This window comes from Streptomyces sp. NPDC007901, assembly GCF_042959465.1.
Lineage (GTDB): Bacteria > Actinomycetota > Actinomycetes > Streptomycetales > Streptomycetaceae > Streptomyces.
This window is the reverse complement of the sequence record NZ_JBIBKW010000029.1, coordinates 61,281-85,174: the sequence shown is the minus strand read 5'-3', so window position 1 is coordinate 85,174 and position 23,894 is coordinate 61,281. Positions and strand designations below refer to the sequence as shown.

General features: G+C 71.4%; 29 protein-coding genes. 5 read left to right on the top strand and 24 right to left on the bottom strand.

Annotation, left to right across the window (positions count from 1 at the left end):
- Positions 1-35: 35 nt before the first annotated feature.
- The 4 genes from ACFZDK_RS49515 to ACFZDK_RS49500 are packed head-to-tail and all read right to left on the bottom strand — an operon-like array spanning position 36 to position 3,091.
- Positions 36-830 carry a hypothetical protein gene (locus tag ACFZDK_RS49515; protein WP_390984211.1) on the bottom strand — a complete coding sequence of 265 codons (795 nt, stop codon included), beginning with the start codon at positions 828-830 and terminating at the stop codon, positions 36-38.
- Between the two features lie 19 nt (positions 831-849).
- Complete coding sequence (locus ACFZDK_RS49510) at positions 850-1,758, bottom strand: aldo/keto reductase (protein WP_390984209.1); 909 nt, start codon at positions 1,756-1,758, stop codon at positions 850-852.
- A complete protein-coding gene (locus tag ACFZDK_RS49505) occupies positions 1,755-2,927 on the bottom strand; it encodes a JmjC domain-containing protein (protein ID WP_390984206.1) in 1,173 nt (390 codons plus the stop codon). Before ACFZDK_RS49505 ends, ACFZDK_RS49510 begins: the two co-directional genes overlap by 4 nt.
- A 20-nt stretch (positions 2,928-2,947) precedes the next feature.
- On the bottom strand, positions 2,948-3,091 hold the full coding sequence (locus tag ACFZDK_RS49500; RefSeq protein WP_167357511.1) for a hypothetical protein: 144 nt from the start codon (positions 3,089-3,091) through the stop codon (positions 2,948-2,950).
- Positions 3,092-3,285: 194 nt separating this feature from the next.
- Here ACFZDK_RS49500 and ACFZDK_RS49495 point away from each other — a divergent pair, with 194 nt between their 5' ends.
- The gene (locus tag ACFZDK_RS49495; protein ID WP_390984201.1) at positions 3,286-4,584 is read left to right on the top strand and encodes a hypothetical protein; all 1,299 of its coding nucleotides are present in this window, start codon (positions 3,286-3,288) and stop codon (positions 4,582-4,584) included.
- Here ACFZDK_RS49495 and ACFZDK_RS49490 read toward each other — a convergent pair.
- A complete protein-coding gene (locus tag ACFZDK_RS49490) occupies positions 4,561-5,043 on the bottom strand; it encodes a hypothetical protein (RefSeq protein ID WP_390984199.1) in 483 nt (160 codons plus the stop codon). The two genes, ACFZDK_RS49495 and ACFZDK_RS49490, sit on opposite strands and share 24 nt — an antisense overlap.
- Positions 5,044-5,177: 134 nt before the next feature.
- Positions 5,178-6,386 carry a hypothetical protein gene (locus tag ACFZDK_RS49485; protein WP_390984196.1) on the bottom strand — a complete coding sequence of 403 codons (1,209 nt, stop codon included), beginning with the start codon at positions 6,384-6,386 and terminating at the stop codon, positions 5,178-5,180.
- 505 nt (positions 6,387-6,891) lie between these two features.
- Between ACFZDK_RS49485 and ACFZDK_RS49480 the strand changes: the two genes are divergently transcribed.
- Positions 6,892-7,353, top strand: coding sequence for a hypothetical protein (locus ACFZDK_RS49480; RefSeq protein WP_390984194.1), 462 nt, complete (start codon positions 6,892-6,894; stop codon positions 7,351-7,353).
- 520 nt (positions 7,354-7,873) lie between these two features.
- Here the strand turns inward: ACFZDK_RS49480 and ACFZDK_RS49475 are convergent.
- Positions 7,874-8,221, bottom strand: coding sequence for a hypothetical protein (locus tag ACFZDK_RS49475; RefSeq protein ID WP_390984192.1), 348 nt, complete (start codon positions 8,219-8,221; stop codon positions 7,874-7,876).
- Positions 8,218-9,975 (bottom strand): MobF family relaxase, encoded by a 1,758-nt coding sequence (gene mobF, locus ACFZDK_RS49470; protein ID WP_390984253.1) that lies wholly within the window; start codon positions 9,973-9,975, stop codon positions 8,218-8,220. Before mobF ends, ACFZDK_RS49475 begins: the two co-directional genes overlap by 4 nt.
- Positions 9,976-10,194: 219 nt before the next feature.
- On the opposite strand from mobF, the gene ACFZDK_RS49465 reads away from it, so the two are divergent.
- From ACFZDK_RS49465 to ACFZDK_RS49455, 3 genes are all read left to right on the top strand, one after another.
- Positions 10,195-10,395, top strand: coding sequence for a hypothetical protein (locus ACFZDK_RS49465; RefSeq protein WP_390984190.1), 201 nt, complete (start codon positions 10,195-10,197; stop codon positions 10,393-10,395).
- A 275-nt stretch (positions 10,396-10,670) separates the two neighbouring features.
- Positions 10,671-11,819 (top strand): AAA family ATPase, encoded by a 1,149-nt coding sequence (locus ACFZDK_RS49460; RefSeq protein WP_390984187.1) that lies wholly within the window; start codon positions 10,671-10,673, stop codon positions 11,817-11,819.
- Positions 11,816-12,904: a ParB/RepB/Spo0J family partition protein gene (locus ACFZDK_RS49455; RefSeq protein ID WP_390984185.1), complete on the top strand. Its 1,089-nt coding sequence runs from the start codon at positions 11,816-11,818 to the stop codon at positions 12,902-12,904. Before ACFZDK_RS49460 ends, ACFZDK_RS49455 begins: the two co-directional genes overlap by 4 nt.
- Before the next feature lie 86 nt (positions 12,905-12,990).
- On the opposite strand, the gene ACFZDK_RS49450 is transcribed toward ACFZDK_RS49455, so the two are convergent.
- From ACFZDK_RS49450 to ACFZDK_RS49375, 16 genes are all read right to left on the bottom strand, one after another.
- Entirely contained in the window at positions 12,991-13,524 is a 534-nt protein-coding gene (locus tag ACFZDK_RS49450) for a hypothetical protein (RefSeq protein ID WP_390984183.1), read from the bottom strand.
- On the bottom strand, positions 13,518-14,204 hold the full coding sequence (locus ACFZDK_RS49445; protein WP_390984180.1) for a hypothetical protein: 687 nt from the start codon (positions 14,202-14,204) through the stop codon (positions 13,518-13,520). Before ACFZDK_RS49445 ends, ACFZDK_RS49450 begins: the two co-directional genes overlap by 7 nt.
- Positions 14,201-14,632 carry a hypothetical protein gene (locus ACFZDK_RS49440; RefSeq protein ID WP_390984178.1) on the bottom strand — a complete coding sequence of 144 codons (432 nt, stop codon included), beginning with the start codon at positions 14,630-14,632 and terminating at the stop codon, positions 14,201-14,203. Before ACFZDK_RS49440 ends, ACFZDK_RS49445 begins: the two co-directional genes overlap by 4 nt.
- A gap of 69 nt (positions 14,633-14,701) precedes the next feature.
- Positions 14,702-15,424: a hypothetical protein gene (locus tag ACFZDK_RS49435; RefSeq protein WP_390984175.1), complete on the bottom strand. Its 723-nt coding sequence runs from the start codon at positions 15,422-15,424 to the stop codon at positions 14,702-14,704.
- Between the two features lie 48 nt (positions 15,425-15,472).
- On the bottom strand, positions 15,473-16,042 hold the full coding sequence (locus tag ACFZDK_RS49430; RefSeq protein ID WP_390984172.1) for a hypothetical protein: 570 nt from the start codon (positions 16,040-16,042) through the stop codon (positions 15,473-15,475).
- Positions 16,043-16,305: 263 nt separating this feature from the next.
- Positions 16,306-16,710, bottom strand: coding sequence for a hypothetical protein (locus ACFZDK_RS49425; RefSeq protein ID WP_390984170.1), 405 nt, complete (start codon positions 16,708-16,710; stop codon positions 16,306-16,308).
- Positions 16,707-17,006, bottom strand: coding sequence for a hypothetical protein (locus ACFZDK_RS49420; protein ID WP_390984167.1), 300 nt, complete (start codon positions 17,004-17,006; stop codon positions 16,707-16,709). The genes ACFZDK_RS49425 and ACFZDK_RS49420 overlap by 4 nt, the downstream gene beginning before the upstream one ends.
- A complete protein-coding gene (locus ACFZDK_RS49415; protein ID WP_390984164.1) occupies positions 17,003-18,004 on the bottom strand; it encodes a DUF5131 family protein in 1,002 nt (333 codons plus the stop codon). The genes ACFZDK_RS49420 and ACFZDK_RS49415 overlap by 4 nt, the downstream gene beginning before the upstream one ends.
- The gene (locus ACFZDK_RS49410) at positions 17,997-18,434 is read right to left on the bottom strand and encodes a hypothetical protein (protein ID WP_390984161.1); all 438 of its coding nucleotides are present in this window, start codon (positions 18,432-18,434) and stop codon (positions 17,997-17,999) included. The genes ACFZDK_RS49415 and ACFZDK_RS49410 overlap by 8 nt, the downstream gene beginning before the upstream one ends.
- 112 nt (positions 18,435-18,546) lie before the next feature.
- Positions 18,547-19,689, bottom strand: a complete 1,143-nt coding sequence (gene dnaN / locus ACFZDK_RS49405) for a DNA polymerase III subunit beta (protein WP_390984158.1) — start codon at positions 19,687-19,689, stop codon at positions 18,547-18,549.
- Between the two features lie 114 nt (positions 19,690-19,803).
- Positions 19,804-20,571: a hypothetical protein gene (locus ACFZDK_RS49400; RefSeq protein WP_390984156.1), complete on the bottom strand. Its 768-nt coding sequence runs from the start codon at positions 20,569-20,571 to the stop codon at positions 19,804-19,806.
- Positions 20,571-21,629, bottom strand: coding sequence for a sigma-70 family RNA polymerase sigma factor (locus ACFZDK_RS49395; protein WP_390984153.1), 1,059 nt, complete (start codon positions 21,627-21,629; stop codon positions 20,571-20,573). Before ACFZDK_RS49395 ends, ACFZDK_RS49400 begins: the two co-directional genes overlap by 1 nt.
- Positions 21,626-22,273, bottom strand: coding sequence for a hypothetical protein (locus tag ACFZDK_RS49390; RefSeq protein ID WP_390984151.1), 648 nt, complete (start codon positions 22,271-22,273; stop codon positions 21,626-21,628). Before ACFZDK_RS49390 ends, ACFZDK_RS49395 begins: the two co-directional genes overlap by 4 nt.
- Entirely contained in the window at positions 22,270-22,962 is a 693-nt protein-coding gene (locus ACFZDK_RS49385) for a diguanylate cyclase domain-containing protein (RefSeq protein ID WP_390984148.1), read from the bottom strand. Before ACFZDK_RS49385 ends, ACFZDK_RS49390 begins: the two co-directional genes overlap by 4 nt.
- Before the next feature lie 90 nt (positions 22,963-23,052).
- Positions 23,053-23,364 (bottom strand): hypothetical protein, encoded by a 312-nt coding sequence (locus ACFZDK_RS49380; protein ID WP_390984146.1) that lies wholly within the window; start codon positions 23,362-23,364, stop codon positions 23,053-23,055.
- A gap of 110 nt (positions 23,365-23,474) precedes the next feature.
- Positions 23,475-23,786 (bottom strand): hypothetical protein, encoded by a 312-nt coding sequence (locus ACFZDK_RS49375; protein WP_390984144.1) that lies wholly within the window; start codon positions 23,784-23,786, stop codon positions 23,475-23,477.
- Positions 23,787-23,894 lie beyond the last annotated feature (108 nt).

The window sequence follows — 23,894 nt, the reverse complement described above, 5'->3', positions numbered from 1 at the left end:
GGAAAGCCACGTCCGCGTGACGGCAGGGGGTCTGCTCAGCGGTGGCGGAGTTCCTCAGCCCAGATGCGGAGCTGGACTTCGAGGACCAGGTTGTCGCCGCGGGCCACGGTCTGGAGCAGCTGGGCGCACACGGTCGCTTCGGCGGCGAGGCCAGCCGCGCTGCCGAGCACGGGGAAGGCGTCGCGGACGCGGGTGGCGGTGTCCGGCTGGAGCAGCGAGTAGGCGTAGAGCGTGGCGCCGTCGAACCCCTCTGGAGCTCGCCCCCAGCCCTCCCAGTCCAACACCTTCAGCGGTGCGGTGACGTTCGCCCAGTGCAGGTCGGCGTGGGCGGAGGTCCAGCAGGTCACGGCCGGGGCCGGGATGCCGAGGAACTCGGGGATGGCCCGGTCCATGTACTGCTGCCGTACGGCAACACGCTCGGTGGCGACCACCGACACCTTCTCCAGCGTCCCTGCGAGGTCGGCCCACCAGGAGTCCGGCAGCTGGAGGGCGTGCTGGAGGATCGGATCGTCTGACAGGACCGGCTGGTCGACGCGGGCCGACAGCTCCGCCCGGTAGGCGGTGGTGTCGTCGAAGGCGTCGTGCACGCCCAGGAGGGCGGGCCGGTGCCCGTCGAGGTCGCCGAAGGCGTGCTGTGCGTCCAGTGCGCCGTCCCACAGCTTCCCCGACGCTTTGTTCTCCGGGGCCGACACCAGCCGGAGCCAGGCCGGGGCGCCGGCGGCGGTGCGGGCCGGGGTGCCCAGGGTGCGCCCGGCCCACCCCCAGAACTCCCCGCCGGGCTCGGTCTGCACGTCCAGGGCCTGCGCGGCGTGGGCGTGGTGGGCGCGCATGCGCTCTTCGGTGTCCGGGTCAGGGGGAGGCGAGTACACCAGTGATCTCCCGCAACTTGGCGGCGGTCAGGGAGGGTTGCGCAACGGCATCAGCCGCTTCCCTCCAGTGTGGCGCACCGGAGGCGGCCAGAAGGACGTCCGTCACTCCTGGGCAGGACGCGACCGCGAGAAGGCACGCCTGTGCGGAGGTCAGGCCCGGACGGATGAGGTCGGCGAGCTCCTGGTCGACCATGGCGGGCAGTTCCCCGCCATGCAGCGGCGCGGAGGCCATCACCCGCAGGCCCGCGCCTGCGGCGGCCGGGAGCGGCCCCCGGCCGTTAAGGGCTTGGACGATCGGCGTCATCATTACCAGGCTGACCGGCAGCTGGACCGCGACCAGGTGGTGCCGGCCGCCCGCGGCTTCGGCGGCCAGGGCGAGCAACTCCCCCACCGTGAACGCCTCCTCCTCCAAGCCCGCCCACGTGGCGATGCCGTACCCGTCCACGTGCCCGGCCGCCACGGCATCCTCCAGGACGACGAAGGCCTCCCGGATCGCGCACTGCAGGCCGAAGCGGTCGCCGGGGTGGGCGCGCTCGGGGTTGTGCAGCAGGACCAGGTCCAGCCGCTCACGCCCGAGCTGCTCGCAGTTGCGGCCGGTCTGCCAGCGCACGTAGCCGGGGGCGAGGCTGTGCCCGGCGGCGACCTGGTCCTCGGTGAGGGCGCCGTCGTTCACGGCGGCGGCGCCGGTGGCCGCGGTGAAGAACCCGGTCTTCGTGGCGATGCGCATGTGCGGGTGGGCGGCCAGGACCGGGGACAGGAGGGTCTGCGCCTGGCCAGCGTGGTAGTTGGGGGCGGTGTCGATCCACTGCGCGCCGGAGGCGGCCGCGCGGACGGCCGCCTCCGGGATCGCCTGGCACCGGTAGGTGCCCAGCGCGAGCTGTGCTGTCACAGCAGGCTCCCCACGGTCGCGGCCTGCCCGGCAACGAGCTCCTGGACCAGGGCGGCGACGTCCTCCAGGGCGAGGCCGGCCGTGTCGGCGAGCGCGGCCAGGTCCATGGTCCGGCCGTCGACCAGCGGGCGCAGCACCGCTTCCGCCTCGGGCGCGAACTCGTACACGGTGCCGGCGGCGGACAGCGTCACCGTGTCCTCGCCGACGTTCAGCACCGCGCGGGCGGTGGTCAGCCGCACCCGCAGACCGCCGTCGGCGGGGACGGTGTCGATGTACGGCAGGCTCGGCACCATCCGGCCGACGGCCTGCCCGTCCATCGACCTGCGGTAGCGGGCGAGCAGCGTGGGGTCGTCCAGCAGTTCGGCGAGCCGCTTGCGCATCCCGTCCACGGCGTCGGCCTGGACGTCCGGCGTGGCGAGCAGCGGCAGGTCGCGCCGCCAGTCCTCGTGCGTGAGCAGCTGCTCGGACACCCACGCCATCAGGTCGGTCGCGGTGTGGGTCTGCAGGCCGCAGGTGACGTGCAGCGAGCGGGTGCCCCGGTCGGCGGAGACCGCGTGCCACACGCCGCGCGGCACGTACAGGACGTCGCCCGGCCACAGGACCAGGTCGGCGACCGGCTCGGTGGGCGCCTCGCCTGGGTCCTCGATGTCGCGGTACAGCGGGAACGGGCGGGTGGTGCCGTAGATCCGCCACCTCTTCGCGCCGTCCAGCTGGACCACGATCGTGTCGTGGTCGTCCCAGTGGACACCGAAGCCCTCGGTGCTGGTCCACGAGGCGTAGAGGTTCGCCTGCACGCGGGTGCGCAGTTCGCGCTCGATCGTTTCGCAGAGGCGGGCGAGGGGCGGGTGGAGTTCGTCGATGCTGTCCAGGGCGAGGGAGGCGCCCTCGATAAGGCGGGTGTGCAGTTCGGCCGGGTGGAGGCGGTGCCAGACCGTGTGGCGGCGGGTGGCGACCGGGGTGGTGTAGCCGCCGACCAGCAGCGTCTCGCCGTCGCGGGACAGCCGCATCCGGGGCGGTTCCAGGCGGTGGGCGGCGAGGATCTGGTTGAGGCCATCCCAGGTCATGATCCCGGCGACGTCGAGGGCGCCGGGTGCGTGGCGGTGTTCGCGGTGCAGTGCCTGGGCGAGGAAGTCCTCGCCCAGGCACGCCGCGATGGACGTGTGCGTCATCGCGTCAGGGCTCCCGATCGTCAGTCGTTGCCGTCGCTCTTGCCGGTGCCGCCGCCGTCCGAGGGGATGGCGTTGCGGCCCCGGGCGGCGACGATCAGCCGACGGGAGCGGACCAGGCCGCCCGTCGACGGCACGGCGGGCGGGGGCGTGGCGGGACTCTGCATGAGGACCCTCCTCCTGATCGGTCGGCCGGGCCCTGTCGGCACGGCCGCGAACACCGCCAGTACAGCCGCGGACCACGCGGGCGATAACCCCGTGACGGGGCCCCCACGGTGGGTATGGTCGTTGGGCTGACGCACTGTCATTCCACGAGAGTTCTGGGGGACTTGTGGACGACTTACCGCCGTCACCCGCCCAAGTGCCGCACCGCCTGCTGACCGACCCGGCGTTCGTCCGGGCCCTGCACCAGCGGGACTTCAGCACGGTGTTCGCCATGACCCACGACGCGGGGATCTCCTTCAACCGGATCGCCGAAGCCTGCGCGCTCAAAGCCGAGCGGGTCAGCCAGATCGCCCGGGGCACCACAGCTGTCACCGCGCTCACGACGGTCGAGCGAATCGCCGCCGGACTGCGCATTCCCGGTGCCCTCCTGGGGCTGGCTGCGCAACCCTGGGAGGACACCGCCGTTCACAGCACGGAGTCCGACCATGGAGAAGATCCGATGAAGCGCCGCAACCTGCTGCGTGGCGCGCTGGCCGCCGGCCTCACCGCTCCGGCCCTCGCCGCGCTCACCGCCGCCCGGACCGACGTCGACCAGACCCTCTCCCCCGGCGCTCCCCAGGACCTGGCCGACCTCGAGGCCGCAGCCGAGAGCTACGGATACGGCTACCACGGCCAGGCACCCACCCGTGTTCTGGCCGACCTGGTCACCGACTTCACGACCCTGCGCCCGCTGCTCACCGTCCCTCAGCCCGCACCCGTCCGGGCCCGGCTGTGCCGGACGGCCGGGCAGATGGCCGGGATGACCGCGATCGTCCTGCACGACCTGGGCAGCCGCCGGGAGTCCCGCGCCTGGTTCGCCACCGCCGCCCGGGCCGCCGCCGAATCCGGCGACCAGCAGCTGCACGCGTGGGTCCTCGCCCGGGAGGCGATGGTGCCGCTCAACTACGGCGCTCCGAGGGCAGCGGCCGACCTCGCCGACCAGGCCCGGCAGGCGGCCGGCTCCCGGCCGACCGCCGCCGCGGTGCTGGCGGCCGCCGTCGCCGCCCGCGCCTACGCCCTCAACCACGAGAGCGAACAGGCCCGCGCCGCGCTCACCGCAGCCGACGCCCTCATGAGCCGGCTCCCCGAGTCCGAGCGGTCGGACACGTGGCTGACGTACGGCGAGCAGAAGCATCACGTCCACCTCAGCCACGCCTTCACCACCCTCGGGGACACCGGCCGCGCCCGGGAGAGCCAGCAGCGCGCCCTGGAGCTGTCCGCGCCGACCAGCACCATGACGCGCACCCTGCTGACCATCGACGGCGCCGCCTGTGCCCATCACGACGGCGACACCGAGCAGGCGTGCCGCCGCACCATCGCCGCCCTGACAGCGCTGCCCGTCGACTACCGCACCGGCCTGGTCCGCCGCCGCGCCCTGGACCTGTTCGAGGCGATCCCCGCCCAGCACCACCGCGAGCGCGCTGTACGGGAACTACGCGACGTCGTGGCCATCTGACAGAGGTGGCTCCCACAGCGAGCGGGCAAGCCCAGTCCCGTCGCAGTGGAGACACCGGCCTCCCCCCGGCGTGCTGCGGGCACCAATAGTGCCGACGGCGTTCTGGAAGAGCCGGGTGAGGCCGACAGTGTGGAACGCGTGCAGCGGGAGTTCCTGCCGCTTGCCGAGCGTGACTTCCAGCGCGACGTCAGGGCCGGTGTAACGGGTGTCCCAGGAGGAGCCGTGGGTCAGCGTGCGAATCGTCTCGTGCAGGTCGTGCATGGTCTCCGCGCCGGACACGTGTATGCGAGCTGAGAGCACGATGTCGGTGACGGGGGCGAAGGACACCAGCGCGGCCGGCCTGACGAGCGGACCGATCCGGCCCACGGGTTCGGGATGGGTGCGCTGGAGCCGGGCCAGGGCGTGCCACAGGTCGCCCGGCAGATCCTGGGGTGCGGTCTCTTCTCGGCTGCGTCTCATACGGCCTGTGTAGGGCCTCCGGTGGGCTGTCGCCGTCGGATGGGCCCGTCCGTCCCGCCTGCTGGTGCGGTGACTTCGGGGGCGGTCCCGCTGTGCGGCCTGGCGGCTCCCGACCGCACAGCGGGCTTGTGAGGTCAGGTCCGCCGGCGGAACCAGCCGCGGCCTCGGTCCGGTTCGGGTTCGTCCTCCGGCTCCGGCGGTGCGGTGGCCTGGAGGCGGGCGGCTTCGGCGGCGGCTTCCTCGCGGGTGACGTCGTCGGCGTGGCAGACGCCGCACACGGACACGTTCCCGGCGTTCCAGGCCGTCCGGTGCGCGGTGGTCTCCTCCCAGCGCTGGTCGGTGAACTTCTGCCCGCACCGCTTGCACACGGGACGCTGCGCCTCCCGCTCAGCAGCACGGCGCTGCTCCTCCTCAGCGTCGGCGCGGGCCTCCTGGTCGCGGAAGAGGACGTCGCCGTCGGGGTTGTCCAGCGCGGCCGTCAGCGTCTGCTCGCCCTTACGTCCCAGCCGCCGCCACACCGCCGCGTCCGCGCCGTGCTCCTGGAGCTGCTCCAGGGTGGTGACGACGACGGGCACCGCCTGGCCGTAGTCCTTCGCCGTGATCCCCCGGTGGAGGGTCCGGTACCGGCGCGGTGCCCAGTAGCGGCGGCCAGCCTCCTCCAGCACGGCGACCGTGTTGGCCACCTTCGCCTCGGTGGTGTCCGCGAACACGAACGCCACAGGCACCAGACCCTCCCGGTCGGTCGGCGGGTAGACCCGGCGCCACAGCCGCTTCTCGTGGTTGACGTGGTCGATCGCGTCCGGCCGTGAGCGGACCAGGTCCACGGTGTGCTTGTCCGCGTCCCTCGGCAGCAGCCGGCTCCACTCCCAGTACCGGCGCAGCTTGGCGACCAGGTCGTGCGCGTCCTCGGTTCGGCGGTCGATCTCCAGCAGCAGCACCGGCACCCCGGCCTCCGGCGCCCGCACTACCAGGTCGGCCCGCTGCACGTAGCTGTTGCTGAGCCGGTGCCCGATCTCGGTCTGGAAGCCGAGCCGGTGGCCGATCCCGGCGCGATGAAGTTCGGCGGCCGTCGAGGTGACCGCCGCGGCGTGGTCGTCGTAGCTGGTGCCGAGCAGTTCCCCCGTGACCGGGTCGTACTTCTCTTCGCGCAGTACCGAGACCCGTATGCCCTTCGGCTCCAGCAGCTGCTTCGCCTCGCCGTGTCCGCGCTTGGTCAGCACCCACACCTGCCGCTGGTCCTCGCGTACCAACTCGATCCTCACCAGGTGGTGGTCCTCCAGATCCAGGAGGTTGTCCCGCGTGAGCTTGTCGTGCTTGTTGTCCGGACGGGTCAGCTTCCACAACTGATCGGGCGTAGCCCTCTGGAAGATCCCCAGTGCTTGCAGGAGCTCCCGGCGTCGAGGCTCGGTCGAAGTCCTCCTGTGCTGTGGCTTCCTCGGTACATGAGGGTTGTCGGACCTGCGACGGCCCCCTGTTCGCCGGTCCTGGCCTGCGGAAACTCCGGGCCGTTGGCGACGGGGCGCGGAGGGGGTGATGGAGGGGTCCACGGAGGGGGCCTCTCCGGTCCGGTCAAGGGGCTGCTCGGGCTCGTCAGCGGTGCTCGCCACAGGGTGCTCCTGGAGGTGGGGCGGGCCTATCCCGCCATTCACCCCGTACAGGTGTGGAATTCGGGCTCCGTGTGACGCCGGTCCGGGAAAACCCCTCCGCCGTGACCGCATCGTGATCAAACCGGAGGGGGGAGAGTTCTCCCCCCTCAACGACCGGACTCTGTCCACAGGGCCGCGGTTCGAGGGTGGTGCTCGAGGCCGCCGCGATCAGCGGGGCGGCCCGTACGTTCAGGAGCCCACCATGCCCGACATCACGCCGCTCGCCCCGATGACCCCGCACGCGGCCATCAGCACCTTCAACTACCTCCGGGCCATCCAGGCCGACGACGTCGACGCCGCCCGCGAGTTCGCCGACACCGAACCGCAGATGCCCGAGCTGCTCGTCGACGTCGCCACCCGGATCGTCGTCCCGGTCACCGCGCTGCCCGGCCCGGACCTTGGCGAGCCATGCGCGGACACCTTCGCCCTGGAGGCCCTGGGGCGCGTCTTCGTGACCTCGCTCCGGATCTGGGCACAGGCCGGGCCGGACGCGGCGGAGGGCATCGCCCGCGCGGTCATCGACTTCGCCGCGCAGTTCCTCACCGAGGACCACGAGGACGTCGCCGACACCCTGCGCCAACTGGAGGCCGTCGGCGTGGGCCAAGCCCTCGATGCGCACCCCGCACCGGCCGGCTCGCTTCCGGTGCGCCTGACCGTCGCGTAGACGCACCGGGACAGCGGTGGTGCGGCGCGGCGCGCATCAGGCCCGCACCACTGCCGCCCGCACCGCACCGTGGCGCGCTCCATCGGCATCGCCGCACCGCACCGACCGCGCGCCGGAGCCGGGCGGGCTCCCCTATCACACACCCCCTTGACCGCGACCTGATCGCCAGCCGAAACCGCCTGCGTCAAGGGAAAACGTCCTCGGTAGCAGACCTGGACAAGGGGGTGTAGCGGAGCTGGACAAGGGGTCGCGCGCCTCCGGCCGCACCTGGTCAAGGGGCGGCCGGCGATAGGCGCACCGGCGCGGTGCGGGACATCGGATGCGGCGCACCGGGCACGTGCGAGAGAGTGCCGGGCATCGCCAGGCGCGGCGCACCGGGTGCGGTGGCGCACCATCGCGGCGCACAGCACGGTGGCATCCATCGTCATCCGGCGCACCGGAGTGGAGTCCACCCGACATCGTGCATCGCCATTGGATGCTGAACATCCTGGGCTCCACGCGGTGACGATGCCCGGCATCGTCACCACAGCCAAGCGGTGGAGTGCCGCACCCGGGACAGGGCGCGGGCGTCGCGGCGCGCGGCCGCGTTGCCGATCCGGTTCTGCCGGGAGCGGGGCCGGCGCGACTGCGCGGCGGCGAGGCGACGCTTCCCAGCTTCCTGGAGTCGCTTCCGCTGCATGCGCAGCTCCTTCTTCCTGTCCGCCTTCGACTTCGGCTTCCGGGGCCGCTTCCAGATCTGCTGCCACCCCAGCGGCTCATCGGGCTCGGGCTCCTGGTCCTCGTTGAGCGCGGCGGCCATCTTCGCGCGGGCCGCGTGGGCACGTGCGAGTGCGTCGTCGGCGTTGGGGCGTTCTTCCGGGATGCTCACGCGACTCCTCCTGTGGTCCGGCCCGGTGGGTGCTGGGTGCCGGGCTGCTGGGTGTGCGACGGCCGGGCCGTCGCCGGGGCGGGCTGTGGCCGGGGGCCGTGAGCAACGGCGCGCTCCCGCTTGCCGTCCTGGAGCCTGGCGGCCAACTGCACGGCGGCTTCGAAGGTCCGGCGGGTCTGCTCCACCGTGTCGACGCCGGTCTCTGGCTCCAGGAGGCGGCCGTCCTTCCGGCCGGAGCGGAACGGCCGCGGGTGCGACCTCGAGGCGGCGGGCACGGCGACGGCATACGGCCGGGGGCTGGAGCCCAGGCGCTCCGCACGACGCGCGGCGCGGACCCGGGCGGCCAGGGCGCCGGCGGCGAGGCGGGCCCGCTCGTACGGTGCCGCGGTGCGGTTGCGAGTCAGCGGGCGCAGCGCGGCCTGGTCCTCGGTGTCGCGCGGGTACAGGGCGCGCAGGTCGGCGGTCATCATCCGGCCGCGCCCGACGGGACGGACGTAGTCGTCGACGACCGCCTGCACGATCTGGTCGTCCAGGCCCGGCTCATGGGGTCGGCCGCGCAGGACGTAGGCGAGGTGGCGGCGTGCTTCGGCGAGCAGATGGTGGCGCTTGAACGCGCCGCGCAGCACGTACACCACGGCGGTGATGTCGACGGCCGCCAACACGATGTCGACGACCGGCCGCACCCGCGCCCACACCGCCGCGGCCGCCGCCCGCGCCCGCTCTGCCAGCCGGTACACCGTGCAGGCGCCGAACGCCCGGATCGCCGACTTCCGCCAGCCCTCGCGCAGCTCTGACAGCGAGCGCGCCACCTTGCGCTTCGGCGGGCGGGTCCGGTCGGCGGCCTGCCGGTCCAGCGCCTTGGCGGCCCGCTCCCCCGGCGCGTGGCCATGTGCCTCTTCGTAGTCGGCCGTGAAGATGGGCAGCGCGTCCGCGATCTGCTGACGGCGGGTCGACTGCCAGCCGATGAGCCGCTGGTCGATCCCCGCGATCTCAAGGACCGGCCTTCTGCCGGGCGTCACCTCGCGGGGCTCCCACGCCCACCCGAGCCGGGCGGACACCTCCTCCATGAAGTAGAGGGTGTAGAGGGTGTCGGCCACGACGATGTGCTCCAGCATCGAGTCCGCGGACCAGTTGCCCCATGTGCCTTTGCCGTCCGGGCGCCGGGCACGGATGGAAATCACTGCATGATCGTGAAGTAGCGGTTTTCCGGCTCTGGACTCGTAGTGCCGGAACACCGCGACGATCAGCCCGTCCTTCACCGGCTTGCGGTGCTTGCCGTCGCTCCCCCAGCGGATCTCCGCGACCGAGTCCTCCAGCCACGCCAGTGCCTTGTCCCGGGCGATGTCCTGGCACAGCTCCAGCACACTGCGAATCACGTCGTCCAGCAGCGCCCACGCGATGTGAACGGTCGACGGCGCCCGGAACGTCAGATCCATGGCCAGCCAGGGCGACCGTTCCTTCGCCTTCTCGGTCTTGGGCGACTTGTTGTGCTCGATGGGCCTGCCCAGCACCGTCGCCCGCCGCGCCTTCGCCGGGCTCTTGCCCTCCTGAAGGTGCTCGCGCTCGATCCGGTCGGCGTCCGGGTGCCGGCCTTCCCCCAGGAGCAGTTCGGCCTGCCGCTCGGTCACCACGTCGCCGGCCGCCAGACCGAGCGCAGCCAGGCCTCGGCCCGTCCAGAACCCGGGCGGGACACCCGCTTCGTCCTGGGCATCCCGCAGCGGCTTGCCCGCCGGGCGGTGGCCGTCGCCGACCATCACGCCGTTGCAGTAGTACGGCCACCCTCCCGGGCCGATCTTCGCTTTGCTGATTGTCACCCGGCCATGGAAACCCGCCCGTGACCTGCATAAAAGCGGGATCCGGCGTGCTTCCCGCCGGGCGGGAGGGCATCACCAGATTTTTACCGCCACGCCCGCCAGGCGGGCCGTCGCTCCAGCCCGCGACAGTAAGCCACGGGTCTGTGCACAGTCCGCCGCGTGAACCTCGAACCGCTCTACGGAGCCCCCTGCCCGCCGTGCCGCCGACCGCTCCGGATCGAGTACGGGCGCACCCGCCCCTCCGCCCAACAGGACCACCCGGCCCGCGTGTGGGTTACCGGGTACCGCTGCGTCAGCTGCGAGGCCGCCCGGCCCGAGCAGTGGGCGGAGGTGATGCGGCGGCTGTACGAGGACGTCTGACGACGTCGTGCGAATACTGCGGGGCATTCAGGCACCTACATCTCAACCCGCCACGCCGCCCCGCAGGAGTCGACTCCACCGCCGATCAGCACGCACTCTGTCGTCGGAGTTGGGGTACGCGTCAACACGCGTTGCGGCAGGGCCATTTCGGGTGTTGACCTGTCGTTGGCTGTTCCTCGCTTCCCCAGCGGTACGCCCGCTGCACGAGCCTCAACAGGTGATGCCTGAGTCAGTCTCCCTCTCAGCTCGCAGCGGACCTAGTAAAGTTCGGCCGCATGAGCATCCCTAGCCCCAGAGGAGAGCGAGAGAAGCTAATTACTGCTCTCACTCCGAAGCTACGCAGGCACCTGAAGATCCGCGCCTTTGAGCACGGAATGGACATCCAGGACGCGACCGAGCACGCCATCAAGGCCTGGTACGAAGCCGAAGACGTCCCCGAAGTCGACACCGATGGAGCCAAGACCTGGGGGACGTTCCTGCCCGTCGGCGGCCCTGACGAATTCAAGACGGTCTGCTCGCAGCGCGGCATCACCTACGTGCAGGGGCTCGCACAGGCACTGACTCTGTGGCTCGGCAACCATCCCTCCCCCACGACCCCGTTGGTGTCACAGCCGGTCCTGCGGGTCATAGTGGCCAACCAGAAGGGCGGCGTCGGCAAGACGTTCATCTCCTCCGGCATTGCCCAGGCTCTCGCAGAGGCCGGCCATCGCGTCCTGATCATCGACTACGACCCGCAGGGACACCTCACTGCCGAGCTCGGCTTCGAAGACCTCATGTACGAGGACGATGTTGAGACGCTGATGATGCACATGGACGGCACCGCGAAGGGTGACATCCACGACCTGCTGGTCGCCTTGGACCAGGAGCGCTTCGGTGAGCGGCTGCACCTGCTTCCCGCGTCGGACGACGCGTTCCTCCGGGACGTCGCGTTGTCGAAGGTGAGTTTCAGCGAGGCTGCCCTGGAACGCGCTCTGGAGCCGCTGGAGGAGGACTACGACGTCATCATCATCGACGGCCCGCCCAGCCTCGGTCTGAACATGGACACCGCCCTGTACTACGTCCGCCGCCGCGAAGGTGAACTTGCGGACCGATCAGGTCTCATCACCCCGGTCTGGGCCAACAAGGCGTCTCACCGTGCCTTCCGCCTGCTGAAGTCCCAGAAGGACGACCTGTGCAAGAAGGGCCGGATCCAGGTCGACTACCTGGGGCTGATCATCAACGCGTACGACAGCCGCCGCGGCAAGCTCGTCAAGGAGAACAAGGATGAGTGGGAGAAGAGCAGTTCCCCGCCCGTTCTGGCCGTGATCGGCGACCTGAAGGAAGGCCGCGAGGCCGCGGACGGCGAGATCCCGCTGCTTGAGTACGCACCGGACAGTGAACATGCGCAGGCGATGCGCGAGCTGGCGAAGGAACTGGCGGTATGAGGAACACCAACAAGAAGGACGGCCAGCCGCGTGTGACCCGCGGCTTCAGCATTGACGAGAACGGGGAAGACGGAGAGAAGGAAGCTCCCCGTCGCGTCCGGACTCGCTCGCAGATCATGAACGGGGAAGGCAAGAGGCCCCCGGCCTCGGTGGCGCTGAAGCTGTTGGCGCACAATCCGTTCAACCCTCGCGAAGAGCTCACCAACCTCGAGGAGACCGCAGCTTCCTTGCGGGCCAAGGGACAGATCCAACCGGTCACCGTGGCGCGGCGAGCTGCCTTCCTGACGGCGCACCCCGGGCAGGAAGAGGCGCTCGGGGAAGCCGAGTACGTCGTCATCGACGGCAACCGGCGTCTGGCTGCCGCCCATCTGGCCGGCCTCGAAGAGCTGCGGATCGACGTCAACGACGACCTCGCAGCAAGCGCGGCGGACCTCCTGGAGTCCGCGCTGATCGCCAACATTCACCGCGAGGATGTGGCTCCCCTGGACCAGGCGAGGGCGATCCAGGATCTCGTGAAGGTACATGGGTCTCAGGGCGAGGTGGCCAGGCGACTGGGGAAGACACCTCCCTGGGTGTCTCAGCGCCTGGCGCTCCTGGAGCTCACGCCCGAGCTCCAGGAACAGGTGGAGACCGGTGAGCTGAAGGTGGAACCGGCACGTCGAATCGGTCGGCTCCCCAAGGCTCAGCAGGCAGGCGAGGCGAAGAAGGCCATCGAGGCCGCCAAGGCTCCACGCCAGCGGCGCAAGCCCGCAGCGGAACAGACAAGCGAGACCTCAACCGTTAACGCCGTTAATACCCCCGAGGGCGAGGCGTCGACAGGCTCTCCCGCACCGCCGGCCGTTAACGCCGTTAATACCCAGGAGGCTCAGGGGCCGGAGATCGCGGCGCAGTCCAAGGCCGGACAGCCGAGGCAACTGCCGTACGACGATGCCTTCTCGGTGGTCACCCACCTGCATCTGAAGATGGAGCCAGCGGTCTTCGCTGACGGCGCTCGCGTGTGGCTGAGGATCCTGCGCGAACAGCACCCTGCCGCGTACGGCGCGCTGCTCCAGGAGCTGACCCAGCAAGAGCAGCAGCCTGCCTGAGTTCCCACGGCCCTGAAACGCAAGAAGGCCCGTATCCCCGCGATCGGCGGGGGTACGGGCCTTCTTGGTGTGGCGGGCGATCCTGATCAAGGGGCCCAAGTTGCTGGCACGGCTCCGTGGTCCGGGTTGGGGAGGTCTGCCGCGGTCCTCGGTGCGGCCGGATGACGCATCGCGGTGATCGGGACCGCGCCGGGTTCGGTCTCAGGTGCCCAGACCACGCGCCAGGTGTCCTCCCACTCACAGCCGCACGGGTGGTCCTGATGCGGGTGCCGTAAGAAGACGCCGTGTGTGAGGACCGCGCGCGGGATGCGAGGGATGAGCACCTCTGGGTCGTCACCGGGGTAGAGGTGGAGGTTGCGCCAGCCGTGGACGCGGTCCATGTACGCGGCGGCGGCCTCGATGATGTGTGCCCACCGGTGGTGACCGAGGACGACGAACCTGTCCGGGTAAAGGCTGTCGTCGTCCGGTGCTCCGATGCCAGCGATGTACAACTCGCCGTGGGCGATGAATCCGTTGTCGGCCGCGTCCTCACTGCTGGGGGTCCAGATGCCTTCAGCAGGGACAGTCGTGCCGTCGTCGGCTTCGCTGGTCTCGATCTCGTACAGGGCCGTGGTCACCATGGGGCGTTCACGTCCTCGAGGAGGGCCGCCAGGAGTTCGCAGGCGTCGGCCTCGTGCGGGTCGCTGTAGGAGGCGTGGTCGCTGACGTGGAAGACCGTGTCCTTCGCGGTGACCGTGTACCCGGGCATGACGGTGGCCGCCCTGCCCTCCAGCAGGGTGTTGAGGCGTTCCGCGTCACGGGAAGCGAGCCAGGTCTGGGTGTAGGGGCCCATGCGGAGCAGGATGCGGCCGGAGTTGTCCTTCCGGCGGGCTTCGACGTGGACGGCGTAGTGCGCAGGCTTCATGCCGACGTCGTCGGGGATGTCGAGGCCCGCCGCGGCGTGGGTGAGCGGTGTGAGGGCCGGGTGCCACAGTCCGAGGATCTTGTCTGTCTCGCAGCGCAGCCAGCCCTTGCCGGTGTAGCCGAGCTGGTGGCCGTGGAGGTAGGCCGCGGCGTGGCCGGTGTCGGGGTGGACCAGGGAGACTGCGATCAGGTCGGGGCCGTGGTCGTCGCCCGGGCGGGGGTGGGCTCGTTCCACGAACGGGCCGACGCGTACGGCGATGTCCCGGTAGAGGCCGGGCGTCCAGGTCTCCATGTCGCGCAGTGCGGCGAGCAGCGCGCGGAACTGGTCGACGGCGGCCTGGTCCTCGGGGGCGAGGGTGCCAGGCGCGTGGCCGCAGCGGCGGAAGAGACGCTTCATCGTGTGGGCTCCTGCTCGGGACTGGTGGCGGGTGTTTTCAGCACGCGGGGCAGGTGGGCGTGGAGGTGCCGGATGGTGACCGGGACGCCGTGCTCCAGGAGGCGTGGGGCGAGCAGTTCGACCAGTGCGCATGCGCGGTGCTTTCCGCCGGCGCACCCGATCGCGATGCGGCGGGGTCCGGCGGGGAGCAGGGCGTAGGCGGTGAGGTTGTCGAGCAACTCGGGGGCGCCGGGGGTGGCGAGGACGACGGCCTGGACGTCGGGGTGGCGGCCGTCCAGGTCCAGGATGTTGCGGGCGGCGGCGGGATCGCGCAGGCGCTCGCGGATGTCCTCGGTGCGGTCGGCGGTGGGCGGCACGGGCTGTCCGTCTGTGCCGGTCGGCTGGTGGAGGTAGCCGAACGAGGTCAGCTCGATGGGGGTCGGTGGCACGGGTTTCCCTTCGTGGTGCCGGTGGGCGCCGGGGCGGCCGGACTCGATGTCGACGGCCGCCCCGGGCGTTCACTGGGTGGTGGAGGTGTTCGTGTCGGTCGTCGCCGACTGGGCGGCGCGCGCCTCCAGTTCGGAGTGGCGCTGCTGGACGTACTCGGTGGCCTGGTGGTCGGCCAGCAGCGTTTTGATCAGGTTGGCCTGGTAGTCCATGCCGACGCTGACGCCCTTGTGGAAGCGGCAGGAGTCCTGGGCTTCGGTGCAGGCCGGGCAGTCCTCCCAGCTCTGTTCGTCGTATGGGGCGGTCTCCGGTCCGGGGAGCTGCGGCTTGGCCGGGCCGTTGGGGGCGGGGAAGAGGTAGGTGCGGGTGAACAGGTCCTCGTGCCAGGTGGGCGGCAGTCCGGTGAGGAAGGCGGCCAGGGCTTGCGCGATGGCGGGGTAGTGGTCGTACAGCGATGCCCACAGCCGTTTCGCCTCGGTGTCGGGGTCGGTCCCCGTGTTCAGCCAGTCGGCTTCGCGCGCGTAGTCGCGGATCTTGTCGCGGCGTTCCTCCCAGTGGCTGGTGTCGATCCCGGCCTGAATGGCCGCGCCCAGGACCCGGGTGTCGTTGAGGAAGTCCGGGTCCATCTGGCGGTGTGCAAGGTCTTCGGCGGCAGCCGGGTCGCGGTCGGCGAGGGCGGCCAGGGCCTGGTCGGTGAGGAGCGCCGAGCGCTGCGTCCAGAAGTCCGCGTTGGCGTAGGCCGCGCTCAGCAGCCGGGTGCGCAGGCGGGTGAGGCGGGTGGTGGTGTCCGTCATGAGGGCTCTTTCAGTGAGTGGGCTGGCTCTGCGGGGCGGGGCGTGTGCTCAGACGGTGGTGTTGGTGCGGGCGATGGTGTCGGCGAGGTGCAGCAGCGCCGCGGTGTTGCCGTGGATGGCGTTCGCGATCGCTTCGACGCCGGCGTGGTTGAGGCTGTCGGCGTTGAGACGCTCCATCGCACCGATCGCCTCGCGGCGGTAGTCGCACCGGGGCTCGGGGAACGTGGGCCATTCGCGGCGGGCGGCGGCGACGTCGGCGAGCGAGTTCAGCAGACTGACGCGGCCGAACTGGGGGTGGTCGGCCTCCCAGTCGGCGGTGTGGAGTTCGACTTCCTTGTCGTCCTCGCTCCAGGCCGCGCGCACCTCGTAGTAGGCGTAGGGCTCGTACTCGGGCTGGGTCAGCCGGGCGGGCCGCAGGTCGCCGTGGTCGTCGATGCCGGCGGCCTCGAGCGGCTCGATGCCGAGTTCGGCGAGGCGGGCGTTGATCAGGTCGGCGTGGCGCTGTGCGCGCTGCAGTTTCTGGGCCACGGTGTCGATCTGCTGTTCCTGGTGGGCGGCTTCGGCGGCGGCGAGCCAGTCCGGCACGGTGGGCTGGCCGGCGGCGGGGGAGGCGGTCATGGGCTTCTCGGGTTCCTTCCGGATGGGGTGGTGCTGCGGGGCGGCCGGAGTCGGTGTCGGCGGCCGCCCGACAGGCATTGCTGAAAGGGGGAGCGCCGGGGCCCCCCCCGGGGGGGGGGGGGGGCCCGGGGGGGGGGGGCGGCGGGGGGGGGGGGGGGGGGGGGGGGGGGGGGGGGGGGGGGGGGGCCCGGCGCCGGGGGGGGGGCGGGGGGGGCCCCCCCCCCCCCCGGGGGGGGGGCCCCCCCCGCTCCGGGGTGTGGCTGCTACTTGGTGGTGGTGTGTACGGGGGTGTGTGCGGTGGAGGCGAGGAAGGTGGCCAGGGCTCGTGGGTGGTCGGTGACTTCGAGCGTCCACAGCCGGATGGGTATCTGGCCGACGGTTGTGTCGATGAACGTCATCCGCCACCACATCCACTCGGGCAGGCCGGCCTGTTGGCGGGGCTCGGTGGTGCCGTAGGCGCTGGTGCCCGTGTACCGGGCGGTCGTGTTCAGGGCCTGCGCCCAGGCCCTCAGGGCGGACTTGTTCTCGACCTGGATCAGGGCGGCCGGGCCGAGGCCGCGCACGTGGGCGACGTCCACCGACGTGGCGGAGAGGTCGGGGTGTGTGGCGAGCAGGGCGTCGGCGGCCTTGGAGGCCGTGGTGTAGGGGCTTGGATGGGTGGTGGTCATGGGTTCCTCGGGTGCGGTGGGCCTGGGCTGTTGGCGCCGCGTGGGCGCCGGGGGCGTGGGGTGGGTGCGCCGTCGTCCGGGATGCTGCGGGTGAGGCCCCGGAATGGCCTGACGGCGATCGATCCGTCGGTGCGGCGGATCGCCACGTTGCGTGGCCCGGCGGCGGGTCGCGGGCCGGGCCAGTGGAAGTGCAGCCAGTCGCCGGTGATGTCGGGAACGCGGCGGGCGCAGTACGCGATGAGCACGGTGACGGGCTGGCCGCGCTCGAGGTACACCCGGCCGGTCATTCCGCTCACCGGGCCGGGAAGCCGTCGTGGTGCCGGCCGTCCAGGAGCCGTCCGGCCCGCGTCTTGCCCACGCGGCGCATGCGGACCGTGTCCTGTGGGGCGGGTGCTTCCCGCTCCGTCCAGCTCCGGCCTTGGGTGTCGATGAGGGCGACGCGGCCGCGGTCGTGTCCGTGGTCCTCGGGTGCGAACTCCCCCCACTGTTTGAGGAAGAACGGCACCCCGGCCCATGCGCACTGATCACGCAGGTGGCGGGCCCACTGCGGGTGCATGGGTCGTGCCCGGGGTCCGCTCTCTCCTCCCGCGATCACCCAGTCGATGCCGTGCAGGCCGTTCTGGCAGCATCCGCTGGCGTGCACGAAGGAGGCGGTGAGACCGTGACCGTGCTCCCTGCCCATGGTGATGACGGCCCGCTTGAGGTCGACGGGCGCCACCAGCGGTTCGCAGGAGAGGAACCGCACGGCGGCCGGGGTGCCCAGCAGGGCGGGGATGCGGATGTCGGCCCACTTCTGGTCTTCGACCGAGACGCCCAGCCACACGTTGGGCAGCGGCTTCCCGTCCAGCATCGCGCCGACGGCGAGCCAGTCCTGCTGACAGCCGATGAGGTGCTCACGGCCCTGCTCAGCCACGAGATGCCAGAAGGCCGGGCTGGACAGCAGTGTCTTCATGCGGCCGTGCCGCTTGGTGAGGACCTGGTAGGTGTGCTGCGGGGTGAGCGCCATGACGGCGAACACCTGGGCGATGTAGTGGTCGGGGATGTCGGTGTGGAACAGGTCGGACATGCTGTTGAGGAAGACGCGGCGCGGTGTGCGCCACGTCATCGGCAGCCGCAGGCGCTCCGGCCTCAGGGTGATGTCGAAGCCGTTCTCGAAGTGGTGGCCGGCGGTGCCGCGCCACCGTTCGGCGAAGGTTTCGGCGTAGCAACCGTCGCAGCCGGGGCTGACCTTGGTACAGCCGGTGACCGGGTTCCAGGTGCTGTCGGTCCACTCGATGGACGTGCTGTCAGCCACGGCCGTCCTCGCCGCCCACGGGGTGGGTGTAGCGGATGGGCTTGCCGAGGCTGCGGGCGTACTCGATCTCGCGGCGGGTGCTCTGGCCGATGTATCCGCCGGGGTTGACCACGAGGACGTCGTCGGCGAGGTCGATCTTCCGCAGGTGCAGGTCGTCCAGGACCTCCTTGAGGCGGTCGGCCTGGGTGGGGTCGGCCCACAGCGGGTGGGGTTGCTTGAGGTTGCAGCCGGGCGCGAGGACGATCCGGCCGGCCGCGGTCTCGTAGCCGTTGGCTTCGGCGAGTTCATCCCAGTACCGGGTCGATCCGCACAGCACGACGATCTTCGGACGGAGGGCGTCCTCCTGGTCGCGTATGTATCCGTCGGTACCGAGGGCGGTGAGACGGTGGACGGTCTTCCAGAATGCGCGGGCCTTCATGCGCTTCCTCATCTCCGGGATGTTGGGGTCAGACGTGCTGGGACGGGTGGTGCTGCGGGGCGGCCGGAGCGGTGTCGACTGCCGCCCCGCAGCCAGGGTGGCGCCCGTGGTCCGGGCGGGTGGTTCAGCCGCTGATGCTGGTGAGGCGGATCGGCATGATCAGGCCCCGGAACGTGTCGGCCTGCTCGGGGGCGTGCAGCAGGACGGGCTTGGTCGGGGTGGTGAAGTTGAACTGCGTGAAGGGCGCGTCGATCTGCTGGAGGGTCCTGAGCAGAAGCCCGGGGTTGAAGGCGATGGTCAGCGGGGCGCCTTCGAGGTCGGCGTGGACCTGGTCGCGGCCGCGGCCCTTGTCGTCGGTGCCGGCGCGCACGGTGATCTGGCCGTCGGCGACTTCGAGGAGCATCGGGTCGGCTTTGCCCAGCAGCGGCTGGATGTGCTTGATGGCGTCGATCAGGGCCTCGGTGCCGGTGGTGGCGACGGACTCGAACTCGGTGGGGAACAGGGTGGCGTACTTGGGGAGTCCGCCTTCGAGCAGGCTGCTGGTGGCCCATCGGCCGGGGACGCTGATGGCGAACTGGGAGTCGGTGATGGTGAGTTCCGCGGTGTCGGCGTCGGCGAGGATGCGGGCTGCGTCGCGCACGGCGTCGGCCGGTACGAGCGTGTTGCCCGCGACGCGGGGCCTGTTCTTGCCTTTGCCCTTGAGATCCGGGTTGGGGGTCCAGGGCATGTCGGCGACGTGGAACGTGTACCGGTCGGTCGCGGACAGCGTGATCGTGGTGTCGCTGAGGCCGAACTGGACGCCGGTCAGGTTGACGAGGGTCTCGTCAGTGGAGGAGGCCGCCGCAACCCGGGCGCCGGCTGCGGCCAGGGTGGCGCCGTCGACCGTGCCGCTCGCGGCGGAGATCGTCGGCAGGGTCGGGTAGTCGTCCAGCGGCAGGGTCGGCAGGAGGATGTGCGCCGTGCCGCAGGACAGGGCGAGGTCAGTTCCGTCCAGGGCCAGAGTGGTGGGCTTGCCCTTGGGGAAGGCCTTGACGAGGTCGGTGAAGACACGGCCGGGGACCAGGAGCGTGCCGGGCTCGGACACCTCGCAGTCCTCAGCCGCGCGGGCGGAGCGGTAGTGGTCGTACCCGGCCAGGGTCAGGGTGTTGTCGTCGGCGGCTTCGAGCCGCATGCCGGCCATCACCGGGATGGGCGGGGTGCCGGGGACGGCGCGCAGCGCCCACTGGGCGGCGTCGGCGAGCTTGTCGGTGTCGATGGTGAGTTTCATCAGGGCCTTTTCATCGTGGCTGCGGGGGCGTGAAAGGGCCTGGGCGGGCCGCCTCGAGGTGGAGGCGGCCCGCCCAGGCCGGTGAAGCTGGTGTTCGGGACCGCGGGCGGCGGTCTACTGGTCGTTGTCGTCGATGCCGGTGACGGGGATGTCGCCGAACAGGTCGTCCAGGGCGCGGGTGACCGCGAGCCGGTCCTCGGGCCGGGTCTCATCGAGGACGGCCCGGGTGAGTTCGGTGAGGTCCAGGTCGTCGAAGTAGTCGGTGAGTTCTGCGATGGTCAGCGGGTCCAGGCTGATTGCGTCCTGCGGGGGCAGGCTGGCGAGCATGGCGGTCATCGCGGTGACCGCGCGGGCGAGTTCGTGGGTGGTGGCCGGGGTGATGTCGATGATGTGGCCGTGGGTGAGGTCCAGGGCGTTGTCGTCGACGGGGCCGATGACGAGGCGTATTCCTGGCTGGTCTCCGGGCTGGTGGGGGAGCGCGGTGAGGGCTTCGGCCAGGGCCTGGACTGCTGCGGGCCGGCCGCTGTGGTCTGCGGTCTCCGGTGCGTCCGGCTCGGCGTCGTCTTCTTCCGGCAGAGGCTGCTCCAGTTCCAGCGCCACCTCCCACAGGACCTCAAGGGTGTCGACGTCCAGCCGGATGTAGCCGTCGGCGGTGTCGGGGAGGGTGAGGTGTCCGCTGACGCGCAGCAGGTCACCGGTCTGGCACCTGAGCACCCTGTCCGCGAGGGCCGGGTCGCTGGTGGTGCACGGGATGATCGCTTCTTGTTCCTCGGTGCAGTCGTGGGGGGATGAGGTCAGCCGCCAGGCCGCCGTGCCGGGGCGGGTGCAGGAGACGACGCCGCGGTCCAGGTAGCCGGTGAGCGCGTACGGGATGGGTTCCATCAGCGTGCCGCCGTCCGGTGTGCGGTGCGGCGGGTGGCCTGCCTCTGCAGGGATCGGGGCAGGGAGCCGAGGGACTTGCGGTGCCGGGCGCGGGCGCGGGCCTGGTCGCGGCCGTCGGCGAGGCTGCACCCGTCGCACGGTTCGGTGTCGGCGGCCTCGTGGCAGCGGTGGCCTTCCACCGTGCCGTGCGGGGCGGTGATGTGGTGGGTGGCGGCGAGCGGGTACAGGGTGTCGGCGGTGACGCCGGTGCGCTGGGTGATGCTGCGTTCGCGGTAGCCCTCACGCAGCAGGACCAGTGCCACGGCCTGGCTGGCCGTGAGCGGGGTGAGCGTGACGGTGGCGTCGGGGGTCGCCATGGGGCGGGTCCTTCCGGGGGTGTTCTGGCCGGGAAGCAGGGGCGAGGTGGTGCTGGCCGCGAAGGTGCCGGGCGGGATCCCGGCTTCGGGCCTGGCCGGGCCGGACAGTGCGGCCTTGATGTGCGGGGCGCTCAGATTGCTCAGTGCGCGCCGGTGGAGGATCTGGGCGGCGTGCCCGGAGCGGTTCATACGGCGGCCGACCTCGGCGAACGGCAGGTCGTGCCACCACCGCAGCCGCAGGCACTCCTGCTGGTCGGGGGTCAGCCCGGTGATCGCCTTGCGGAGTTCACCGACGACGGGCGCCAGGGCGAGCCTGTCCGTGACCTGGTCGACGGCGTCGGTGACGGCCTGGTCGTGGTCGCGCATGTCCGCGGTCGGCCACTCACGGCGGAACCGGGAGCTCCTGAAGTAGTCGAACAGCAGGTTGCGGGCGATCGTGTTCAGCCAGGCGCCGATGTCGCTGCCGCGCCAGGTGAAGGTGCCGATGCGGGTCAGGGCCCGTACGAACACGTCGCCGGTCAGGTCCTCGCTCAGCTGCCGGTCGCCGGTACGGCGCAGCAGGTAGGCGTAGATCTGCGGCTGGTAGCGGGCGTACAGGACGCCGAACGCCTCGCGGTCGCCGCCGCGGGCCCGGTCGACGATGGCAGCCACCGGCTGCTCCGCCTCGGAGGCCGGCCGCGTTGTCGTGTCGGTGATGGTCACGCGCCGACCCCCGCGTTCGCGTCGGCGAGCCGGCCGCGCAGGTGCGGGTTGGCGTCGCCGATCCTCCGCAGCAGCTTCGGCGTGGGTTTCCACAGTCGCTGGGCGCCGCGGGCCCCGATGGGCGTGGTCAGCCGCTGTACCCGGGCGAGCTCGAAGTGGAAGCAGCCCTGCTGGGACCAGCGGGTGCACTCGCCGTCGTCGGCGTGGACGCCGACAAGGTCGGCGACGGCGACCACGGACCCGCGCACCAGCTCGTAGTCGTCGTCCAGCGTCTCCCGTACGGCGGCCAGGGCCAGGGCCTGCATGTCGACTTCGGATCCGGCGTGGATGAGCAGGGTGCCGCGCCACCGGGTGCTCCACACCCTGTTCTCGATGCGTTTGGCGACCTGGTCGTCGACGAACGCGATCAGGTCCGACCAGGGCGGCCTGATGGTCAGGCACCGGATCGGGGTGAGGTCGTGGTCCGGGGCCGTCTGCGGCCGGCTGGAGACCGTGGCGAGCGCCTCGTAGTTGGTGCGCTGCTGCTGGGGGGTCAGCGGCAGCGTCCCGGACGGGGTGCGGGTACGGAAGTAGGTGCCGGTGGGGATGGCTTCGCGGGACAACCGGGCCAGCAGGGCGGTGTCCGCGACGGGGGAGAGGGTCATCGCGGGTCCTCCGAGGCGAGAGGGTGGGCGGTGGTGCCCCTGCGGCCGAGGCGCCGACCGTTGACCGTCGGCTCGTTGGCGTGCTTCGCGGTGCCGATGCGGTACAGGCCGGTGCCCTCCCGCTTGTGCTCGTACATCGCCCCTTCGGCGCTGCGCAGCACGTAGGTGTAGTCACGGGAGTGCAGGTAGCTGGGGCTGGACGCGCCGATCGACACGGCGACGTCGACCGCCTGGCCGTCGACGTCGACCGGCTGGTGGAGCACGTGGTGCAGCTGCGCCAGGCGCCGGTCGCGGTCAGCCACGGGGCAGGTGAGAGCTGCGGCGAACTCGTCACCGTGCAGGCGCGCGGCGATGCCGTCGTCGCCGACCCACTGCTCCAGGCGTGAGGCGATGGCGATGATCAGGGCGTTGCCGACGTCGTGCCCGAGGGTGTCGTTGATGGCCTTGAAGCCGACCGCGTCCAGGAACACGAGCATCGTCTTGTCGCCGTGGCGGTTCAGACGGCGGGTCGCGTGCTGGACGTAGCCGGGGCGGGCGTGGAGGCCGGTGAGCTGGTCGCGGTGGGCCGTTTCCAGGCGCCGGTGCAGCGCGATGGCGTGCACGGTCCAGCCGGTCAACGGAACCGCGGCGGTGGTCAGTAAGAGTGCGCGCTGCCCGAACAGGGCCTGCACGCGCAGGGCTGAGCCCATAATGAGGATCTCCCTCTCGTCTCGTACGGGGTGGGTTGGGCCCGGGGCAGTCGTCCGGCCGGCAAGCAGAGCGGCTGTCCCGGGGCGTAGTTACAGGTCGAAGTCGCCATCGTTGTCGGCGCGGATCCAGCTGTACGGGTTGTTCCAGCGGCCGGCCGTGGCGGAGAGCCAGTCGGCCTCCCAGCCGGGCCGGTATCCGCGTGCTCCCCAGCCGTCCGGCCGCTTGCCGGGGATCTCGAGTCCGGCCTCTTGTGCGGCGCGTGCTGCGGCGTAGGCCTCGTGCGCGATCCGCAGGGCGGCGCTGCGGCTGTCGGCGGGGCCGGTGAAGACGTGCACCCCGCTCAGGCCGGGCAGGGTAATGCTCCTGATCGGGACGTCGACCTCGTACACGGGCAGGCCCATGACGTCCATCTCCCTTCGTGCATCTCGTGGTTGAGGGGCCACTGCGACCGCCCCGGCCCCCGACGGTTGCCGGGGGCCGGGGCGGCACAGAGTGCGCTCAACGCGCGGTGTCAGCGGGTGGTCTCGATGGCGTACCGCAGATGTGTGCGCGCCCGGGCCAGCCGGTCGCGCTGGTCGGCCCCGGTGAGGGTCAGCGCGTCGATGAGGTGACTGCGTGCGTAGTCGAGTTCCTCGCCGGCGCGCTGCAGGTGGTCGCGGTTCGCTGAGCTGAAGACGTGCATGGCGCGCTCTACGAGGTCGACGAAGCCGGTCGGGGTGATGGCGGCCGGCGGTTCCTCGTTGGTGAGCACGGCGAGGTCCGTGGTGAAGCACTGGCTGAGCGCGGCGAAGGTGTCGGTGTTACTGCGGGTCTGGGTGGCCATGGGCGACGTCCTTACAGGTAGTCGAGGTGGATCGTGCAGGGCCGCCGTGCCGCCCCCGGCCCGCGTGGTGAGCGGGCCGCGGGCGGCGTGGTGAGCGGGTGTGGGTGC

Bases quoted from the DNA above. Each gene is read 5' to 3' on its own strand.
- ACFZDK_RS49390 (WP_390984151.1), bottom strand. From the start codon at position 22,273: ATGACCCTCTCCCCCGTCGCGGACACCGCCCTGCTGGCCCGGTTGTCC.
- ACFZDK_RS49515 (WP_390984211.1), bottom strand. From the start codon at position 830: ATGCGCGCCCACCACGCCCACGCCGCGCAGGCCCTGGACGTGCAGACC.
- ACFZDK_RS49410 (WP_390984161.1), bottom strand. From the start codon at position 18,434: ATGAGGAAGCGCATGAAGGCCCGCGCATTCTGGAAGACCGTCCACCGT.
- ACFZDK_RS49480 (WP_390984194.1), top strand. From the start codon at position 6,892: ATGCCCGACATCACGCCGCTCGCCCCGATGACCCCGCACGCGGCCATC.
- ACFZDK_RS49375 (WP_390984144.1), bottom strand. From the start codon at position 23,786: ATGGCCACCCAGACCCGCAGTAACACCGACACCTTCGCCGCGCTCAGC.
- ACFZDK_RS49425 (WP_390984170.1), bottom strand. From the start codon at position 16,710: ATGACCACCACCCATCCAAGCCCCTACACCACGGCCTCCAAGGCCGCC.
- ACFZDK_RS49385 (WP_390984148.1), bottom strand. From the start codon at position 22,962: ATGGGCTCAGCCCTGCGCGTGCAGGCCCTGTTCGGGCAGCGCGCACTC.
- ACFZDK_RS49450 (WP_390984183.1), bottom strand. From the start codon at position 13,524: ATGGTGACCACGGCCCTGTACGAGATCGAGACCAGCGAAGCCGACGAC.
- ACFZDK_RS49445 (WP_390984180.1), bottom strand. From the start codon at position 14,204: ATGAAGCGTCTCTTCCGCCGCTGCGGCCACGCGCCTGGCACCCTCGCC.
- ACFZDK_RS49500 (WP_167357511.1), bottom strand. From the start codon at position 3,091: ATGCAGAGTCCCGCCACGCCCCCGCCCGCCGTGCCGTCGACGGGCGGC.
- ACFZDK_RS49455 (WP_390984185.1), top strand. From the start codon at position 11,816: ATGAGGAACACCAACAAGAAGGACGGCCAGCCGCGTGTGACCCGCGGC.
- ACFZDK_RS49460 (WP_390984187.1), top strand. From the start codon at position 10,671: ATGAGCATCCCTAGCCCCAGAGGAGAGCGAGAGAAGCTAATTACTGCT.
- ACFZDK_RS49380 (WP_390984146.1), bottom strand. From the start codon at position 23,364: ATGGGCCTGCCCGTGTACGAGGTCGACGTCCCGATCAGGAGCATTACC.
- ACFZDK_RS49435 (WP_390984175.1), bottom strand. From the start codon at position 15,424: ATGACGGACACCACCACCCGCCTCACCCGCCTGCGCACCCGGCTGCTG.
- ACFZDK_RS49400 (WP_390984156.1), bottom strand. From the start codon at position 20,571: ATGGAACCCATCCCGTACGCGCTCACCGGCTACCTGGACCGCGGCGTC.
- ACFZDK_RS49490 (WP_390984199.1), bottom strand. From the start codon at position 5,043: ATGAGACGCAGCCGAGAAGAGACCGCACCCCAGGATCTGCCGGGCGAC.
- dnaN (WP_390984158.1), bottom strand. From the start codon at position 19,689: ATGAAACTCACCATCGACACCGACAAGCTCGCCGACGCCGCCCAGTGG.
- ACFZDK_RS49430 (WP_390984172.1), bottom strand. From the start codon at position 16,042: ATGACCGCCTCCCCCGCCGCCGGCCAGCCCACCGTGCCGGACTGGCTC.
- mobF (WP_390984253.1), bottom strand. From the start codon at position 9,975: ATGGTCGGCGACGGCCACCGCCCGGCGGGCAAGCCGCTGCGGGATGCC.
- ACFZDK_RS49505 (WP_390984206.1), bottom strand. From the start codon at position 2,927: ATGACGCACACGTCCATCGCGGCGTGCCTGGGCGAGGACTTCCTCGCC.